Source organism: Actinophytocola sp. (assembly GCF_050699915.1).
Lineage (GTDB): Bacteria > Actinomycetota > Actinomycetes > Mycobacteriales > Pseudonocardiaceae > Actinophytocola.
The window spans coordinates 1-17587 of sequence record NZ_JBOHGA010000062.1 but is presented as its reverse complement, the minus strand read 5'-3'; the positions used below and the strand labels follow the sequence as shown (position 1 = coordinate 17587).

Below are 17587 nucleotides of genomic sequence, written 5' to 3'. Positions count from 1 at the left end.
GCTGTACCGCCCCCAGCTCGTGCGAGCGGCGCACCGGACGCTTCGCGAGCAGGACGTGCTGGGCGGCTACAGCAACATCGGGTCGATGTCGCAGTCGGCTCGAGTACCCCGGCCGGCGGCCCTGGTGCCCGGGTGCCCCTCGCCGAGGACCTTGCGGTACCTCGCCAGCGTGGGCTCGTGGTACTCCGCGGCCTCCTCGGCGTGGCCTGCCGCTGTCAGGTCGAGGCCGAGGTTGAAGGCGGCCGCGAGCATCGTCGGGTGATCGCGGCCGCCCATGACCCGAGTGCCCCGCTCGAGCGCGTCCCGGTTCAGCACGATCGCCTGATCCGTCTCGCCCAGCGCGGCCAGGTCGCTGGCGAGATTGATGGTCGCGATGATCGCGTACGGGTGGTCCGGCCCGATGGTGGCACGGAAGTGCTCCAGCGCCCGCTCGTCCAGAGCCCGGGCCTCGGCGACCTCGCCGCGCAGCCGCATCGTCACCGCGAGGTCGACAGTCGCGGCGAACGTGTGTGGGTGCTCCTCGCCGAGGATGTCGCGGTACCGGTCGAACGTGTCCTCGCCGAGCGCCTTGGCCTGGTCCAGGTCGCCGGAGTGGCGAAGGTCGATCGAGTGGGCGAGCGAGCACGCCATGGTGGTCGGGTGCGTCGCGCCGTAGCTGCGCTTGCACTGCTGATACGCCTCGGTCGACAACTTCAGCGACCCCGTGTGGTCCCCGTGCTTGCGCCGGGCGACCGACAGCTGGAACGCGTAGGCGGCGTAGCCCGGGCTGTCCTCGCTGAACCGCAGTCGGAACGCCTCGGTGACCTTCTCCTGCTCGATGCGTGCCTGGATGTACTCGCCGGCCTCACGCCGGTCGATGATCAGTGCGACGTTCGTGGTGAAGGTCCGGGGGTGATCCGGGCCGAGAACCTCTACCCGGCGCTTGTAGGTGTCCTCGTCCAGTGCCTCGGCTTCCTGGTAGTCGCCGGAGAGCCGAAGGCTGAGTGCGTGCTGGTAGGCGGCGTTGAGCGTCTCCGGGTCGTCCTCGCCGAACAACCGCCTGGATTTGTGGTAGATGTCGCCGCTCAGCACGGCGGCTGCGGCGAAGTCACCCTTGGCCCTGTGGTCGGTCACGATGTTGGCCTGGACCGCCAGCGTCTCCTCGCCCTCCGCGCCGGACACCTCCAAGCGCAGTTCGAGGGTCCGCTGGTTGAGCTGCGCGGCCTCGTCGTAGCGGCCGAGGCCCCACAGGTAGAAGCCGAGACGCATCGCGACGTCGAGCGTTTGCTCGTGGGTCGGCCCGAGCTTCTCGGTGAAGTCCCGGTGCGCCCGCATGGCGAGGTTCGCGGCCTCCTCGTGGTCGCCCCATTGGAACAGGAAGCGCATCAGGTTGATGACGAGCTGGCGAGGCCAGCTGTCGCTGCAGTCGACGACGTCGGCCGCGTAGGCGTGGGGAAGGATCTCTCGGTAACGGGCCCAGTTCCGGCTCGACTCCGGGTCGTTGGGGTCGAGGCTCGCGAGGAGCTGGTGGGCGCCGTGGCGCATCTGCGCGTGGACCTTCGGGCCCATCACCCGGTTGCGGAGTACCAGCTGGACCAGGCGGTGGAGCTGGAGGGTGTTGTTGCCGTGGTCGATCTTCGCGAGGCCGTATCGGTTGATGTCCCGGATGGCGCGGGCGAGCTTGATCGGGTCGCGCAGCGCGGCGTCCAGCTCCTCGGAGATGGACACCTTGCTGGCGCCGCCGGTGAACAGGTCGCGCGAGATGGGCTCGGGGGAGAAGAACGCGCAGATGTGCAGGATCTGGTGTGCGGCGGGGTTGCGGGTCTTCAGCTCGTCGAAGGAGACGTTCCACGCCGCCGCGACCGATACCTCGTAGTCCGACGGGGTCGAGGTGTCGAGGATCTCCGCGACGGACTCGTCGAACAGTCGCAGGTACTCGCTGACGGGCATGCCGGTCACCGCGCGCCAGGCGGCGGCCTGCTCGATCGCCAGCGGCAGGTCGCCGAGCCGTTCGGCGAGCAGGTTCGCCTCCACCGGGTCGATCTCCGGGCCGCGCTTGCCGAGCAGCTCGATGCTCTCGTCGCGCTTGAACACCGCGAGCTCGAGCGGGCGGGCCACGCCGGCCCAGTCGGGGTTGCGGGAGGTGATGAGGATTTCGCCGGGGCCGTTGGCCGGGAAGAAGGGGCGCACCGCGTCCGGGCTCTCGGCGGCGTCGAACACGAGCAGCCAGCGGCGGAACGGGCGGCCGGTGCGCAGCGCCTCGCGGACGGCGGGCACCGCGGTGTTGGCCTCGGAGCCGCCTGGCAGGCCGAGCTGGCGGGCTAGCTCGGTGAAGCCGGCGCGGATGCGGGTGGGGTGCGCGGCCTCGACCCACCAGATGAGGTCGTAGTCCTGTAGGTGGCGGTAGATGTACTCGGTGGCCATCTGGGTCTTGCCGATGCCGCCCATGCCGTGCAGCGCCGAGGGCAGCACCGCGGTGGTGCCGCCGGCGGTCAGGCGCTTGCCGAGCTGGTCGAGCAGCTCGACCCGGCCGGTGAAGTTCGGGTTGCGCGGCGGCACGTTGCCCCAAACCGGCGGCGGCTCGTCGGGCTGGCGTCGGGCGAACGTCCGCGTGTTCCACGCGGACGGCGGATAGGCGAGCGGGGTGGTGACCGGTTCCTGTTCGGTCTCGGCCGGCCGAGTCACGTCGATGTCCACGTTCGTCGCCGGTGCGGCCTCGGCCGTGGTGTTCTGGGGGCGGTCGGCGCGCTCGGCCGTTTCAGGCATGTCATCGCTCGCAGTCTCGACGGTCTGGATGGATTCAGATGTGGTCGGGACAGCCACATCGTGGGGTATCGCGTTTCTGAGTCTGTCCGCCCGGGACAAATAAGGTCCTGAAAGGGCGCGCATAACCGCGCTCTCCAGAGCGACATCGGCCGAATTCTCGCGAGTGAGCGCGGGGTCGGCCGTGTTGTCTGGATCGGAAATGGCGTCCCTGAGGTGGCCGAGCACCGGAATGGCTTCACCGAAATGCGCGGCCGCTACTCGCACTACGCCGGCGGTCTCGGACCGTCGGCCGCCGCTGAGCAGCAGCTCCCGGACTTCCGCGGGGAAGGTGAGAACACTTGTATCCCAAGTGGACTCCTCTGTCTCGCGGACTGGCGGGTGCAGCACGCCACTGAGGAGTAGCTCCGAGAGGTGCTCCGGCCCGGCTTCGGGAACGAAATGTTGTCGTATGACGTGGGCCACGTCAAGTTGGACGGGGACCGCGGCCAGGAGTGTAGCGAGGCGTTGCGAGGGCGGGGTCGCGAACCGGCGAAAGTCGTTCACTCGCTGGTGGGCGTCGGGTCGCGCGAGTCCCGATGGGACGAACGTGCCGGGATTCGGCGTGGTCAGCAATACCGTGCTGTCCGTCGGCCCCCGCTGTTCGCCGGCCATCAGCCGGGCCCACCACGCGAGCCAACGCGGTTGGAGCTCGATCACCGGAACCGGTATCGCATCTCCAGGCACGGCATCCGGGTCGGGCTCGAGCCACCGGTCGGGCAGGTCGTACCGCCAGCGGCGGTTGGGTCGCAACGCGGTCGGCACGGACAGGCGCGCTCGGTGCATTTCGAGTCCGCAGCGACGCCAGAGCCACTGGGGCAGCAGGTGGACCACGGTCACCGGCAGGTTGCGCGCCCATCCGGCGAGTACCGGAGGCAGGACGTCGGGCCGCCAGGTTTCCCCGATGCCGTCGGTCAGCAGCAGCACCGCACGCCGCCCCGACGGGTCGAGCAGCTCGTCGGGGTCGCGCGGTGGCGCGCCGACGGTACCGCCCCGCAGCAGGGGTGACCGCGAACCATCGGCATTCTCGACCGTGTCGAGAAGCCGGACCTGAATCGAGCGGAAGGCGCCGACCCGTTCGAGCAACGAGATGAACTCGGCGACACGGGTCCGCCACAACACCATGGACGAAGAATTGTCGATGACCACGGTGATATCGGTTTGCCGCTCCGCACGCGAACGGGTGATCGGCCACCACTGGCCGGTCTCCATCGCCTGCTCGGCGGTGGCGTCCTCGTCCAGGACAATCGCGTCGTCGCGTTGTGACGGCACCATGCGTTTCAGTGGCCGGAGCGCGCGGAAATAGGCCAGCGAGTTCGGCAGGGCGACCTTGGCGCCGGCCAGTCCGCCACCCGGGACCACTCGGAGGTGCGGCCTCGCCACACTGTCGGGGTGGGTTGGCGCGGCCGGCGACTCATCGGGTTGGGGTGTTGGGAGCGGTGGCGCGGACTCGCCGCGGTCGTGGTCGTCCCGGCGCGGGAGCTCGGTGCTGTCGAAGGCCGGCGATTCGGGCTCGGGTTCGCGTCGTGGCCGCTCGGGTGCCGGCCGTTCGGGTGCCGAAGGCTCGGGGCTGGCCGGCCGGGTGGGCTCGATGGCCGAGGCGAGCCAGAGGATGTCGGCCACGTCGATCGAGGTGAGGTCTTCGAGACCCAGTCGGCTCACGGGCGACGGCGACGCGGCGTTCGGTGCTCCAGCCGGTGGGGCGGGACGCGGATCCGGGACGCCGAACGGCCGGCCCACGTCACTGCACCGTCGTCAGTCGGCGCCACAGGGCCTCCATCAACCGTCCCCACGCCAGGTCGTTGGGCTGGTAGGCGCCGGAGGTCGCCAGGTAGACGGCGTCGAGCAGCCGGTCCGCGGGCAGGCCGCCCTCGGCCTGGGCCTTGGCGGCGAACTCGGCGACGAGTCGGTCGCGGTGTTCGCCGTGGGGGTCCAGCAGGTGGTTGGCGACCATGGCGGCGAGCTGTTCGGGGTTGGGGTCCTGGATCTCGAGCTGTAGGCAGCGGCGCAGGAACGCGGGCGGGAACTCGCGTTCGCCGTTGCTTGTCATCACGACGATCGGGAAGGCGCGGCAGCTGATCCGGCCGGCGACGACGTCGGCCTTGCCGTGCGGGTCGGCGGTGTGGACGCCGATAGTGGGGGAGTGGCTGCGGGCGCGGGCCAGCTCGGGAATGGTGAACTCGCCGTCCTCGAAGATGCTCAACAGGTCGTTGGGGAGGTCGGCCTCGCTCTTGTCCAGCTCGTCGATCAGCAGCACGCGGGGTAGTCGACTCGGCAGGAACGCGGTGCCCACCGGGCCGAGCCGGACGAAGTCGCCGATCGGCGGCTCTGGTGTGTCGTCGGTCTGGTTGCCGAGCCGGGGGTGGCTGGTCGCGGCGGCCTGCGCGCGGCCGATCGCGTCGTAGGCGTACAGGCCCGAGGTGAGGGAGGTGTGGCTGGTGATCGGAAATCGCAGGACCCGGCCGAGGCCGAGCTCGCGGGCGATGCGGTAGGCCAGGCTGGACTTGCCCGTGCCGGGCTTGCCGGTGACGAGCAGCGGGCGGCGCAGGTACAGCGCGGCGTTGACCATGTCCAGCTCGTGCGGGTCGACGTCGCGGTCGCTCAGGTGGTACTCCGAACCCAGCCGGCGGGTCGCCTCGTCGTCGTCCTGCGGCGGTGTGTCGGGCTCGGGCAGCGGGCCGCCGCGGAAGTTCCGCCACGGCGGCGGCGGAGGGAGGATCTTGGTGAGGTCGATGTCGTGCATCGGCCGGCCGGTGCCGCGGTAGATCCACCAGTCAGGCGCAGCGAATTGAGGTGGCCGGTTGTCCGGCGCCACCTCAGCGTGCGGTTCGTTCACGCTCATCCGCGAATCCCCTACCGCTGGGACGCGATTGTCGGTTGGTCGAGAACGATTACCCGTTTTGGGTCGTCCCACAATATCACCAAATCGCGAACCAAGCTATTGTCGTTTTTCAGGATTTCGTTTTTCAGTTGTGCTGGCAAGTCGACCTGACCACTTCCTGGTAACAGTTCCATGATCAGGTCACGGAGCTCCTCCGGGCCGGCCGCCGGGTGCCACAGCACCAACGGTATTCCTGCCCGAAGCGCGGCTGTCAACCCGTCCGGTCCGGAGCCCGGATCCGGTTGCGGCGTAGGTGGTTCGACCATCACCAGGCCCACCCAGCGGGGGTCGCTCAGCACGTCGTCCAGCGGACTGTTCCGGTATCGCGATGGCCCGAACGGGTGAACACGGTCGGCGGACAACGACCGCAGCAGGAGGTCCCACCGAAGATGCCACTGCCGGTGCCAGTGTTTTCGCCGCATCCGTTCCAGTGAACGTCGAGTGATCTCATAGTCGAGATATAGCGGACGGGGGTCACCGGAATGATGCTCCTTACGCCATCGGTGCACCGGCAGGTAGAGCAGCGTGCGTGGAAGAAGGAATTCCACCGACGCGGAGATGGCCTGGCCGGCCCAGGCCTCTTCGGCCGCGAGTATCACCTCGTCCACCCGATACTCCAGCTCGTCCACGCCGACTTCGCCGACCTCGCCCCGCGCCGGCGGCCAGATGAGCGGGTCGTCCTGTCGCCAGTAGGAGAGCACGCACCGGCGCGGGTCGATCGCGTCCGGCTCGATCATGATCATCAGATGGACGTGCGGATCCTCGGGCACCGAGGTGTCCGCGGCGTCGTCGTTGGCCTCATGGTTGGCGTCGTGGCGCTCCAGCGCGGGGATGAGCCGCAGCCGCCGGGCCTGCTGCTCGACCCACGCCGTGATGTCGTCACCCGCGGTGCCGCCGACCTCGCGGGCGAGCACGCGCAGGAACGCCAGCGCGGGCGGCACACCGTCCAGGCCGGCGTTGAAGTCGCTGAGATACCTGAACGCGTCCCACGCGGAGCTGCGCCGGGGAACCGGGATGGCGGAGCCCGTGGCGCGGCGCACGAGGGTCTCCAGCTGCGGGACCTCGAGGCGCAGCAACCGGCTGCGCAGCACGCTCAGCTCCTCGCTGGGGATCACGCCGTGCACGTCGCCGACGGGCTCCAGGTCCGTCGCCGGCTCGACCTCGCTCGGCAGCGGGGGCGGCATCGGGGGCAGCGGCTCGCCGGGCAGCCGTAACCACGCGGTGCCGGCGAACTTCTTGACCGACACGGGGATCTGGCGGTAGGTCTCCGGCGCCGTGCCCGGGTCCTGCTTGATGACCTCGTTGTAGATGTAGTCGGACACGACCACCGCCACCGTGCCGCTGGACTGCGTCAGCGCGACCTTCGCCTGTTCGGCCTCCAGGATCCGGAAGGCCTGGTTGAGGGCGTGCCCTACCCAGCCCTTCTCGTTGCGCCGGATGTCGCCCGCGTGCAGGCCCACTCGCAGCTTGAACCGCGCCGCGGGGATCCGGTTCGCGTTGTACCGGCGGACCGCGGCGACCAGTCGGTCGGGCAGCAGGTCCGCGAGCTGGCTCTTGGGCACTTCGGCCGGGACCAGGACGAGCGCACCGTCCCCCCGGTCCTCGCTGGTGCACGAGTCGAAGTCGACGCCGGAGTCCGCGAACGCGGCCTTCAGCACCTCGTACAGCCCTTCCTGCACGGTCATCAGGTCATGGACGATCCGGCTGGGGTTCGTGAAGTCCGCGACGTCGACGACCACGATCGTTCTGTGCTCTGTCGGCGACAGTTGCGGCACGAACCCCTCCCACACACCGGTGTCGGCGCGACGGAGCTGCCCGACACGTCGATTATCTGGTTCCTCGCACCGAGTTCAGTTCCAGATGACACGTTCTCGCCCACGACCATGGCGGTAGGGCCGCAGACCCGTCAACTACGCGAAGGTTCCGTCGCTGTCAACGGTTCCGAGGGCGGTGAGAGTGGTCGGTCAGGCGCTGCCGGTCGCCGAAGGTTCGGCCGGGCGGGTCGCGGGCTCGGGGGTGACGGGGGAGACGTCGAGCTCCGCCCAGACGATCTTGCCGTCCGGGTGGATCTCCTGGCCCCAGCCGAGCGAGTAGGCCTTCACGAGCAGCAGGCCGCGACCGCCGTCCGCGCCGGGAGTGCGTGGGGCCGCCGCCTCCGGCGAGCCGTCCGCCACCTCGACCCGAAGCCGGCCGGCCGAGCGGCGCAGGCAGACACGGAAGGGCGCACAGCTGTGCCGCAACGCGTTCGAGGTCAGCTCATCGACCACCGCAAGCGCGTCGATCAGCAGATCCTCCCCCAGATCCGCGAGCTCCTCCCGCGCCCACTGACGGACCCGAGCGAGCTCTGTGAGCTCGCCCGAGATGACGAGAACCTCCGCCGGTTCGTCCGTCATGGTCTCCGTCCCTCGCCCCGGTCCCGATCATGGTGTCGGCCTACGTGGGGGTTGGGTTACCCGATCCGGCCGGAAGCATGCAAAGAATTCAATAGGCCCCGACCACTGATACGTTCTCTCCCAGCAGACGGTTGAGCACACAGCCGCACGCCTCCCGAGCCGGAGCAGCCGGGCGGAATCGTCATCCTAGGGAAGCCACCATGCCTGCCGAACCTGTGCCCGAACCCCTGAGATCGCCACGCGACGCGCCACCGAGCTGGACGTCGTCGACCGAGCAGACCGCGGCCGCGCTCGTCGTGCGGCTGTCCGGCGAGCTCGACTATCCCGGCATCGACGCGCTCGAGGCGTTGCTCGACGCCCAGCTCGACGCCGACCCGCCGGCGCTCGTGATCGACTTGTCCGAGGTCGGCTTCTGCGACTCCAGCTCGCTCCAGGCGCTGCTGCGGGTGTCCAGCCGCGCCCGGGAGCAAGGCGTCGCCTTCGCGCTCGCCGGCGCCCGTCGCGCGGTGACGCGGCCCATCGAGATGCTCAACCTCCACGAGCAGCTCCCGATCCACGCGTCGGTCGACGCGGCGGTCAGCGCGCTCTAGGCACCGACGAAGCTGGCAAACCAGCGAGTGCCCGGCCCGGTCACGGGTCGGGCACTTCGTTTGCGTGCCCCTGTTGACTAGCACCCGTCTCCCAGGTAAACAAATACATACGCAGAAGAACGGCGGCAAATCCACATGTACGCAGAAGAGCGGCAGCAGCACATCGTCGACCGGGCCCGACGCGAGGGCCGGGTCGACGTCGCGGAGCTGTCCGCCGAGCTGGCGGTGACCGGCGAGACGATCCGCCGCGACCTGTCCGTCCTGGAGCGCCACGGACTGCTGCGCAGGGTGCACGGCGGCGCCATCCCGGTCGAGCGACTCGGCTTCGAGCCCGCGCTCGCCGCTCGCGACGCACTGCTCACCGCCGAGAAGGACAAGATCGCGAAGGCCGCGCTCGCCGAGGTGCCCGACGAGGGCTCGATCATCCTCGACGCCGGCTCGACCACCGCCCGGCTCGCCGAGATCCTGCCCGTCGACCGCCAGCTCACCGTGCTGACCAACGCCCTGCCGACCGCCCTCTCCCTGGCCACCCGGTCCAACATCACCGTGCTGTTCATCGGCGGCCGGGTCCGCGGTCGCACGCTCGCCTGTGTCGACCCATGGGCGATGGACGCGCTCTCGCAGAGCTACGTGGACGTCGCTTTCCTGGCCACCAACGGGGTTTCCGTCCAGCGCGGGCTGACCACGCCGGACCAGGCCGAGGCCGCGGTTAAGAAGGCCATGATCGCGGCCGCCCGGCGGGTCGTCCTGCTCGCCGACCACACCAAGGTCACCGTCGACCACCTGGCCAGGTTCGGCCGGCTCGGCGAGATCGACACGTTCATCACCGACACCGGCCTCGACGAGCGAACCGCCGCCGAGATCGAGTCCTGCGGCCCGAGAGTGGTGCGGGTGTGATCGTCACGCTTACGCTGAATCCCAGCCTGGACCGCACGATCGAGATCGCGCGGCTCACCCGGGGCGCCATGACCCGGGCCACCGGTACCCGGCTCGATCCGGGCGGCAAGGGCGTCAACGTCTCACGTGCGCTTGCCGCGCACGCGCTCCCGACCCGCGCGGTCGTGCCGCTCGGCGGCCCCGAGGGCAGCCAGCTCACCACGCTCCTCGAGCTCGAAGGCATCGACGTGTGCGCGGTGCCGGTCTCCGGCCACACCCGCTCCAACGTCAGCCTCGTGGAGCCGGACGGCACGGTCACGAAGGTCAACGAGCCGGGCGGGTCGCTGCGGCCGGTCGACCTGGAGCGGATCGTCTCGGCGACCCTCGCGGCCGCAGACGGGGCGGACGGCGCGGACTGGGTGGTGGCGAGCGGCAGCCTGCCACCCGGGGTGCCGGACACGTTCTACGCCCGGCTCGGCGCGCGCCTCGCCGAGTCGGGCATCCGGTTCGCCGTGGACACCTCCGGCCCGGCCCTGGCCGCCGCGCTCGGCTGCGGGCCGGCGTTGGTGAAGCCGAACCGGGACGAGCTCGCCGAGTCGGTGGGGTTCCGGATCGACACGGTCGGCGACGCGGTGCGGGCCGCGGAGGCGATGCGGGCCTCCGGCGCGGAGGCGGTGCTGGCGAGCCTGGGTGGGGACGGCGCCGTACTGGTCGACCGGCACGGGGCGCGCTACGGCGAGTCCCCTGTGGACCATGGGCGCAGCGCGGTCGGGGCGGGGGACGCGATGCTGGCCGGTTACCTCGCCGGCGGGGTCACGGCTGGCGACGCGTTGGTGGAGGCGTTGTCGTGGGGTGCGGCGGCGGTCCGGCTTCCGGGGTCCCGGATGCCTGGACCGTCCGATGTGGAGCGTGGTGCCGTGCTGGTGCACGCCACCGCTGATCTTTCGCGGCCGTTGAGTGGGCCGCACCACGAGCACGGGATGGAGCAGATTCGATGACGAATGTTGCGATGTCTGACCTGAAACACCTGCAGGGCACCAGTTTCCGGGCCAGAGTGCAGCGCTTCGGCGGTCACCTGGCCGGCATGATCATGCCGAACATCGGGGCGTTCATCGCCTGGGGCCTGATCACCGCCATGTTCATCCCGACCGGCTGGCTGCCCAACGAGACGCTCGGCGCCCTGGTCGATCCGATGATCAAGGTGCTGCTACCGGTGCTCATCGGCTACACGGGCGGCCGGATGGTCCACGGCCAGCGTGGTGCCGTGGCCGGCGCGATCGCCACGATGGGCGTGGTGGTCGGCGCCGAGGTGCCGATGTTCCTCGGCGCGATGTTCATCGGGCCGCTGGCCGCGGTCATCGTCAAGGGCTTCGACAAGCTGGTCGAGGGCAAGATCCGGACCGGCTTCGAGATGCTGGTCAACAACTTCTCCGTCGGCATCCTCGGCGGCGGCATGGCGCTGCTCGGCGTGATCGGCATCGGCCCGATCGTCGAGGGACTGACCAAGGCCGCGGGCAACGCGGTGGACTTCTTGGTGGACAACAGCTTACTGCCGCTCGTGTCGATCATCGTCGAGCCGGCGAAGGCGCTGTTCCTCAACAACGCCATCAACCACGGCGTGTTCGGCCCGCTCGGCGCCGACCAGGCGGCGGAGACCGGCCAGTCGATCCTGTTCATGATCGAGACGAACCCCGGGCCCGGCCTGGGCGTGCTGACCGCGTTCCTCCTCTTCGGACCGCGCCGGATGCGGGGCACGGTGCCGGGCGCGATGATCATCCAGTTCCTCGGCGGCATCCACGAGATCTACTTCCCGTACCTGCTGATGAAGCCGAAGATGATCCTCGCCGCGATCGCCGGCGGCATGGCCGGCGTGGGCACCGCGCTGGTCACCAACTCCGGCCTGGTGGCGACGCCGGCGCCGGGCAGCATCTTCGCCTACCTGGCGGTGACTCCGCGCGGCGGACACGTGAGCGTGCTGCTGAGCATCTTCATCGCCGCCGGGGTCGCGTTCGTCGTCGGCGCCGCGCTGCTCAAGTTCGGCCACGACGACGACGTGGACGAGCCCGAGACCGTTCCCGCGGCGACGCCGCCCGCGCCCGACGACATGGCCGACGCGGTCGAGCGCGACGTCGAGAATCAGGGCGAGAGCCGGGGCGCGCCGGCCGCCACCGGGGCGAGCACACCGGCGAACGGCGCGGTCGCGGCGCCGGCCAAGCCGACGGTCTCCGGCAAGGAGGTCACGAAGCTCGTCGTCGCCTGCGACGCGGGCATGGGCAGCAGCGTGATGCTGGCGAGCCAGCTGCGGACCCGTCTGAAGCCGTACGGGGTGAGCGTGGAACACGTGTCCATCAGCGAGATCCCGGCCGACACGAAGCTCGTGCTCACCCACGCCGACCTCGCGGACCGGGCGCGGCGAACCGTGCCGCACGCGGTGGTCGTCGAGTTCCAGATGTTCCTCGGCGACCCGGTGTTCGACGAGGTCGAGAACGCCATCAAGGAAGGACGCGAGATCCGTGGCTGACCAGGCGACGCACGACGTACTGCCGAGAGAGGGCATCCGGCTGGCACTGAGTGCGACCGACAAGTGGGACGCGATCCGCCAGTCCGGAGCCCTGCTCGCCGAGCTCGGCGCGGTCGAGGACGGCTATCCGGAGACCATGCTGGAACGCGAGCGCTCGGTGTCGACCTACATCGGCGAGGGCGTGGCGATTCCACATGGGACGGACGAGAGCCGCGCGCTGGTACGCCGCACGACGCTGGGCGTGCTGCAGTTCCCGGCCGGCGTGGAGTGGGACGGCAAGCCCGTGACGATCTGCGTGGCCATCGCGGCCAAGGGCGACGAGCACGTCGCCGTGCTGTCCGCGCTCGCGCAGATCCTCATGGACCCCGGGCAGGCCGCGCGGCTGCGCACGTCCACGAGCGTCGAGGAAGTCCACGAGTTGCTCGCCGGGATCGGGAAAGGGATCGAAGCATGAGGGTGGCGCGTTTCTACGCACCGGGCGACCTCCGCCTGGAGGAAGCCGACGAACCGGCACCGGGTCCGGACGAGGTGAAGATCCGGGTCCGCCAGTGCTCCACGTGCGGCACCGACGTGAAGATCTTCAACCACGGCCACCACCACCTGGTGCCGCCGCGGGTGATCGGCCACGAGATCGCCGGCGAGGTCGTCGAGGTCGGCGCCGGCGTCAGCGGCTGGGCGGCGGGCGACCGGGTACAGGTGATCGCCGCGGTGCCGTGCGGGACGTGCGCCGAGTGCGTGCGCGGCCGGATGACCGTGTGCCCCAACCAGACCTCGGTGGGCTACCACTACGACGGCGGGTTCGCGGAGTTCCTCGTGGTGCCCGCGGCGGTGCTGGCCGTGGACGGGCTGAACCGTATCCCGGACGGGGTGAGCTTCGCCGAGGCCTCCGTCGCCGAGCCGCTGGCCTGCGTGGTCAACGGGCAGGAGATCGCCGGGGTGGGCAAGGGCGACGACGTCGTCGTGGTCGGCGCCGGTCCGATCGGCTGCCTGCACGTCCGGCTGGCCCGCGCGCGCGGCGCGCGCCGGGTGTTCCTGGTGGAGCTCAACCGGGCCCGGTTGGACATGTCGGCGCAGGTCGTCGAGCCGGACGCGGCGATCTGCGGGGCCGAGGTGGACACCGTGGACGAGGTGCGCAAGCTGACCGACGGCCGCGGTGTCGACGTCGTGATCACCGCGGCCGCGTCCGGTGCCGCGCAGCAGGACGGCGTGCAGATGGCCGCGCGCAGCGGGCGGATCAGCTTCTTCGGCGGCCTGCCCAAGGACAAGCCGACGATCTCGCTGGACTCGAACCTGGTGCACTACCGGGAGCTGACCATCTTCGGCGCCAACGGGTCCAGCCCGGCGCACAACAAGCAGGCGCTGGCTCTGATCGCGGACGGTCGGGTGCCGGTGCACGACCTGATCACCCACCGGCTGCGGCTGGGCCAGCTGCCGGAGGCGATCGAGCTGGTGGCGTCCGGAGGCGCGATCAAGGTGACCATCGAGCCGTAGCCGCAGCGTGTGTCAACGTGTGTCAAGGAGGACGCATGGCCAGCAGAGACGTCGTCGTCGGTTCCCGCATCGGGTTGCACGGGCGACCCGCGGCCATCGTGGTGAAGACCGCGGCGGCCCAGCGCGTGCCGATCAAGATCAGCACAAAGGAGCGGCCGCCGGTCGACGCGAGCAGCATCATCGCGGTGCTCGCGCTCGGCGCCCACGGCGGCGACACGGTGACCATCACCGCGGAGGGCGAGGGCGCGGAAGGCGCGCTGGACGCGCTCGCCGAGGTGCTCGCCCAGGACCTCGACGCCGAACCCGCCGATGCCTGAGCGGCCGGGGCACGAGCTGTCCGGGCTGGGCGTGAGCCCGGGCCGGACAGCCGGACCGGTCTACCGGATGTCTCCGCCGCCCACGCTGCCCGCCGAGCCGCCGCCGGTGACCGACCCGGAAGCCGAGACCACGGCGGCGAAGGCGGCGCTGCGGTTCGTCGCCGACGAGCTCACCCGGCTGTCCGGGCAGGTCGAGGGCACCGCGGCGGACGTGCTGGACACCGAGTCGATGATGGCCGTCGACCCGACCCTGGCCGACGCCGTGTCCCGCCAGGTCGCGGCCGGGCGGGCCGCGGCCTGGGCGATCACCGACGCGATCGCCGAGCAGCAGCGGGCATTCGCGGAGATCGGCGGCTACTTCGCCGAGCGGGCCGCGGACCTCGCCGACATCCGGGACCGCGCGGTGGCGCGGCTGCTGGGCCTGCCGATGCCCGGCCTGCCCGCGCCGGGAGAGCCGTACGTGCTGGTCGCCGACGACCTGTCCCCGGCGGACACCGCACTGCTGGACCCGACGGCCGTGCTGGCGATCGTGACCCGGCGCGGCGGCCCGACGAGCCACACGGCGATCCTCGCCAAGGCGCGCGGGCTGCCGGCGGTGGTCGGCTGCGCGGGCGTGCTGGAACTCGCCGACGGCACGACGGTCGCCGTCGACGGCACCACCGGCGCCGTGTCCACAGTGGACTTGGCGGACGCCGGCGCGATCCGGGCGGCCGCCGCCCAGGAGCGGGCGCGGTTGGCGTCGCTGTCCGGACCGGGTCGCACGGCCGATGGGCACCCGGTGCCGCTGCTGCTCAACATCGGCGGCGCGGCCGACGTGAACTCGAACGCCGAGGGCGTGGGGCTGTTCCGGACGGAGTTCCTGTTCCTGGACCGGACGACCGCGCCGACGGTCGAGGAGCAGGAGCGCGCGTACGCGGAGGTGTTCGGTGCGCTCGGCGGCGGCAAGATCGTGCTGCGCACGCTGGACGCTGGGGCGGACAAGCCGCTGCCGTTCCTGGGGCTGGCCGACGAGGAGAACCCGGCGCTGGGCGTGCGCGGCCTGCGCATCGCCCGCGAGCACCCGGCGGTGCTGACCGACCAGCTCGAGGCGGTGTCCCGCGCGGCGAAGGCCACCGGGGCCGACGTGTGGGTGATGGCGCCGATGGTCGCCACGGCCGCCGAGGCGGCGGAGTTCGCCGCGTCGGTGCGCCGGGCGGGCCTGGCGGCCGCGGGCGTGATGATCGAGATTCCGGCCGCGGCGCTGCGGGCGCGCGGGCTGCTCGAGGTGGTCGACTTCGTCAGCCTCGGCACCAACGACCTGAGCCAGTACACGATGGCGGCCGATCGGATGAACGGCGACCTCGCGGACCTGCTCGACCCGTGGCAGCCGGCGGTGCTCTCGCTGGTCGCCGAGGTGGCGCGCGCCGGCCGCGATGCGGACAAGCCGGTCGGCGTGTGCGGCGAGTCGGCCGGCGATCCGTTGCTGGCGCTCGTGTTCACCGGCATGGGCGTGACCACGCTGTCGATGTCCGGCCCGGTCCTGCCCGCCGTCCGCGCCTCACTCGCGAACCACACGCTCGCCGAGTGTGAGGGGCTGGCTCGGCTGGCTCTCGACGCTTCGGACGCGGTCTCGGCCCGCCGGACGGTCGCGGACGCGGCGAAGCCAGTTGGCTAACAACGTTAGCCAACGCGAAGAGGTGGCTGCGCTCGGGGCGCAACGGCGAACGGGGCCGGCCTGGCGTGGGCTAAGTCGGGGAGGCCGGTGGCTAACGGAGTTAGCTTGCGGTGGTGGAGTCGGCGGGTGCTTGTGGTTAACGGGTTGGCGTGGCGTCGGCTGAGCACTGGGAGGCTGGCGGCTAACGGGGTTAGCTTGCGGCGGGAGAGTCCGCGGATGATGGTGGCCAACGGGATCTTGCGGCTGCGTAGCCAGCTGGCTAATGGGGTTAGCCGACTGGTGGCAGGGCGGGCTCGAAGAGCCACATGGCGAACAGCGGGTCCAGGTCGACCGGTGTGTGTCGTTGGGCCGTGGCGATGAAGGCGTCCGTCGTGGCGGTGGCGTGGTGGTGGGTGCCGGTCCACTCGCGGAGCAGCGCGAAGAACGCCCGGTCGCCCACGACCTCGCGCAGCGCGTGCAGCGTCAGCGCCCCGCGCTGGTAGACCCGGTCGTCGAACATGTGCTCCGCCGACGGGTCCCCGATCGCAAGGTCCTGCGGCTCCGTGGCCAGCCGCGTCCGCGTCACCGCGGCGATGGCCGCCGCCGGGCTGCCGCCGGAGCGCTCCGACCACAGCCACTCCGCGTACGCCGCGAAGCCCTCGTTGAGCCAGATGTCCTGCCAGCTCGCCAAACCCACACTGTTGCCGAACCACTGGTGCGCCAGCTCGTGCGCGACCAGCCGCTCGAAGGAGCGCCGGCCGTCGACGTGGTTCGCCCCGAAGATCGACAGGCCCTGCGCCTCGACCGGCACCTCCAGCTCGTCGTCGGTCACCACGACGCCGTACTCCTCGAACGGGTACGGCCCGAACAGGTCGGTGAACAGCGCCATCATCGCCGGCTGCCGGCCGAAGTCGTGCCGGAACGCCCGTAACCGCGCCCGGGGCACCGCCGCGTGCTGGCCCTCGGCGAGCCGCACCGACTCGTAGCGTCCGATTTGGACGGTCGCGAGGTAGGGCGCGGTCGGCGCGTCCTGCACGTACTCCCAGCGCGTGGTGGTACCCGACGGCAGCTGCGAGGCCAGCACGCCCGAGGCCAGCACCGTGTAGTCGCTCGGCACGGTCAGCCCCACCCGAAAGGTCGCCTTGTCCGCCACCCGGTCGTTGCACGGGAACCAGGTCGGCGCGCCGACCGGCTGGCTCGCCACGATCGCCCCGTCGGTCAGCTCGTCCCAGCCGACGTCACCCCAGTACCGCGTGCGCACCGGCGCCGGCCGCCCCGCGTACCGCAGCTCGACGGAGAACAGCGAGCCGCGCGGCACCGTTCGCCCGATTCGCACCCGCAGCTTGCCCGCCCGGTGGGTCCACCGCGCGGGCCGGCCGTCGACGGTGAGCCGGTCCACCCGGAACGGCCCCAGGTCGAGCGCGAACGCGGGCAGCGACTCCTCTGCCACCGCGGAGACCTTCGCGGTCCCCGACAGCCGGCCGGTGGACGGCTTGTAAGCCAGCTCGAGGTCGTAGTGCCACACGCGGTAGCCGGGGTTGCCGTGCCCCAGCAGGTCGGCATCCCGGATCGGCATCGCGGCTACTGCCAGGCCGCGACCGGGTTGCCGAGCCAGCGCGTGCCGTCCGGCACGTTCTCGCCGCGCATCACCAGCGACGCCGGGCCGATCGTGGTGTGCGCGCCGATCGTCGTGCCGGGCAGCACGATCCCGTGCGGGCCGAGCGTCGCACCCGCCGCCAACGTCACGTGGTCCATGCGCAAGATCCGATCATGGAACAGGTGGGTCTGCACGACGCACCCCCGGTTCACGGTCGCCCCGTCGCCCAGCGACACCAGATCGGCCTCGGGCAGCCAGTACGACTCGCACCACACGCCCCGGCCGACCTTCGCGCCGAGCGCGCGCAGCCACCACGACATCGCCGGCGTCCCGCCGATCCCGCCGACGAGCCACGGCACCGCCAGGACCTCGACGAACGTGTCCGCCAGCTCGTTGCGCCACACTAACCCGCTCCACAGCGGGTGCTCGCGCGCCCGGAACCGGCCGACCAGCGCCCACTTCGCCGCCGCCGCGAGCGCGGCCGCCGCGACACCGCCGGCCAGCAGC

At 71.1% G+C, this 17587-nt stretch carries 13 protein-coding genes and 1 pseudogene; 8 read left to right on the top strand and 6 right to left on the bottom strand.

Annotation, left to right across the window (positions count from 1 at the left end; genetic code table 11):
* Window positions 1–66 precede the first annotated feature (66 nt).
* From fxsT to ACRDSK_RS13965, 4 genes are all read right to left on the bottom strand, one after another.
* The gene (gene fxsT / locus ACRDSK_RS13980; protein ID WP_431441073.1) at window positions 67–4443 is read right to left on the bottom strand and encodes an FxSxx-COOH system tetratricopeptide repeat protein; all 4377 of its coding nucleotides are present in this window, start codon (window positions 4441–4443) and stop codon (window positions 67–69) included.
* A 79-nt stretch (window positions 4444–4522) separates the two neighbouring features.
* Window positions 4523–5623, bottom strand: coding sequence for an AAA family ATPase (locus tag ACRDSK_RS13975; RefSeq protein WP_431441071.1), 1101 nt, complete (start codon window positions 5621–5623; stop codon window positions 4523–4525).
* An 11-nt stretch (window positions 5624–5634) separates the two neighbouring features.
* Window positions 5635–7437, bottom strand: coding sequence for a hypothetical protein (locus tag ACRDSK_RS13970; protein WP_431441069.1), 1803 nt, complete (start codon window positions 7435–7437; stop codon window positions 5635–5637).
* Window positions 7438–7626: 189 nt separating this feature from the next.
* Window positions 7627–8055 carry an ATP-binding protein gene (locus ACRDSK_RS13965; RefSeq protein WP_431441066.1) on the bottom strand — a complete coding sequence of 143 codons (429 nt, stop codon included), beginning with the start codon at window positions 8053–8055 and terminating at the stop codon, window positions 7627–7629.
* Between the two features lie 200 nt (window positions 8056–8255).
* Here ACRDSK_RS13965 and ACRDSK_RS13960 point away from each other — a divergent pair, with 200 nt between their 5' ends.
* The 8 genes from ACRDSK_RS13960 (at window position 8256) to ptsP (ending at window position 15504) form a co-directional block, all read left to right on the top strand.
* Complete coding sequence (locus ACRDSK_RS13960; protein WP_431441064.1) at window positions 8256–8645, top strand: STAS domain-containing protein; 390 nt, start codon at window positions 8256–8258, stop codon at window positions 8643–8645.
* Window positions 8646–8780: 135 nt separating this feature from the next.
* The gene (locus ACRDSK_RS13955) at window positions 8781–9542 is read left to right on the top strand and encodes a DeoR/GlpR family DNA-binding transcription regulator (protein WP_431441062.1); all 762 of its coding nucleotides are present in this window, start codon (window positions 8781–8783) and stop codon (window positions 9540–9542) included.
* A complete protein-coding gene (locus ACRDSK_RS13950; RefSeq protein WP_431441060.1) occupies window positions 9539–10519 on the top strand; it encodes a 1-phosphofructokinase family hexose kinase in 981 nt (326 codons plus the stop codon). The genes ACRDSK_RS13955 and ACRDSK_RS13950 overlap by 4 nt, the downstream gene beginning before the upstream one ends.
* 11 nt (window positions 10520–10530) lie before the next feature.
* Complete coding sequence (locus tag ACRDSK_RS13945) at window positions 10531–12042, top strand: PTS mannitol transporter subunit IICB (RefSeq protein WP_431441058.1); 1512 nt, start codon at window positions 10531–10533, stop codon at window positions 12040–12042.
* Entirely contained in the window at window positions 12035–12496 is a 462-nt protein-coding gene (locus ACRDSK_RS13940) for a PTS sugar transporter subunit IIA (protein WP_431441057.1), read from the top strand. Before ACRDSK_RS13945 ends, ACRDSK_RS13940 begins: the two co-directional genes overlap by 8 nt.
* Complete coding sequence (locus ACRDSK_RS13935; protein WP_431441055.1) at window positions 12493–13533, top strand: zinc-dependent dehydrogenase; 1041 nt, start codon at window positions 12493–12495, stop codon at window positions 13531–13533. The genes ACRDSK_RS13940 and ACRDSK_RS13935 overlap by 4 nt, the downstream gene beginning before the upstream one ends.
* 35 nt (window positions 13534–13568) lie before the next feature.
* The gene (locus ACRDSK_RS13930; RefSeq protein WP_431441052.1) at window positions 13569–13850 is read left to right on the top strand and encodes an HPr family phosphocarrier protein; all 282 of its coding nucleotides are present in this window, start codon (window positions 13569–13571) and stop codon (window positions 13848–13850) included.
* Window positions 13843–15504 (top strand): phosphoenolpyruvate--protein phosphotransferase, encoded by a 1662-nt coding sequence (ptsP, locus tag ACRDSK_RS13925; protein WP_431441050.1) that lies wholly within the window; start codon window positions 13843–13845, stop codon window positions 15502–15504. Before ACRDSK_RS13930 ends, ptsP begins: the two co-directional genes overlap by 8 nt.
* 268 nt (window positions 15505–15772) lie before the next feature.
* On the opposite strand, the gene ACRDSK_RS13920 is transcribed toward ptsP, so the two are convergent.
* Window positions 15773–17059 (bottom strand): M1 family metallopeptidase, encoded by a 1287-nt coding sequence (locus ACRDSK_RS13920; RefSeq protein WP_431441048.1) that lies wholly within the window; start codon window positions 17057–17059, stop codon window positions 15773–15775.
* Window positions 17060–17064: 5 nt separating this feature from the next.
* A pseudogene (locus ACRDSK_RS13915) lies at window positions 17065–17587 on the bottom strand (amino acid adenylation protein); the annotation flags it as partial.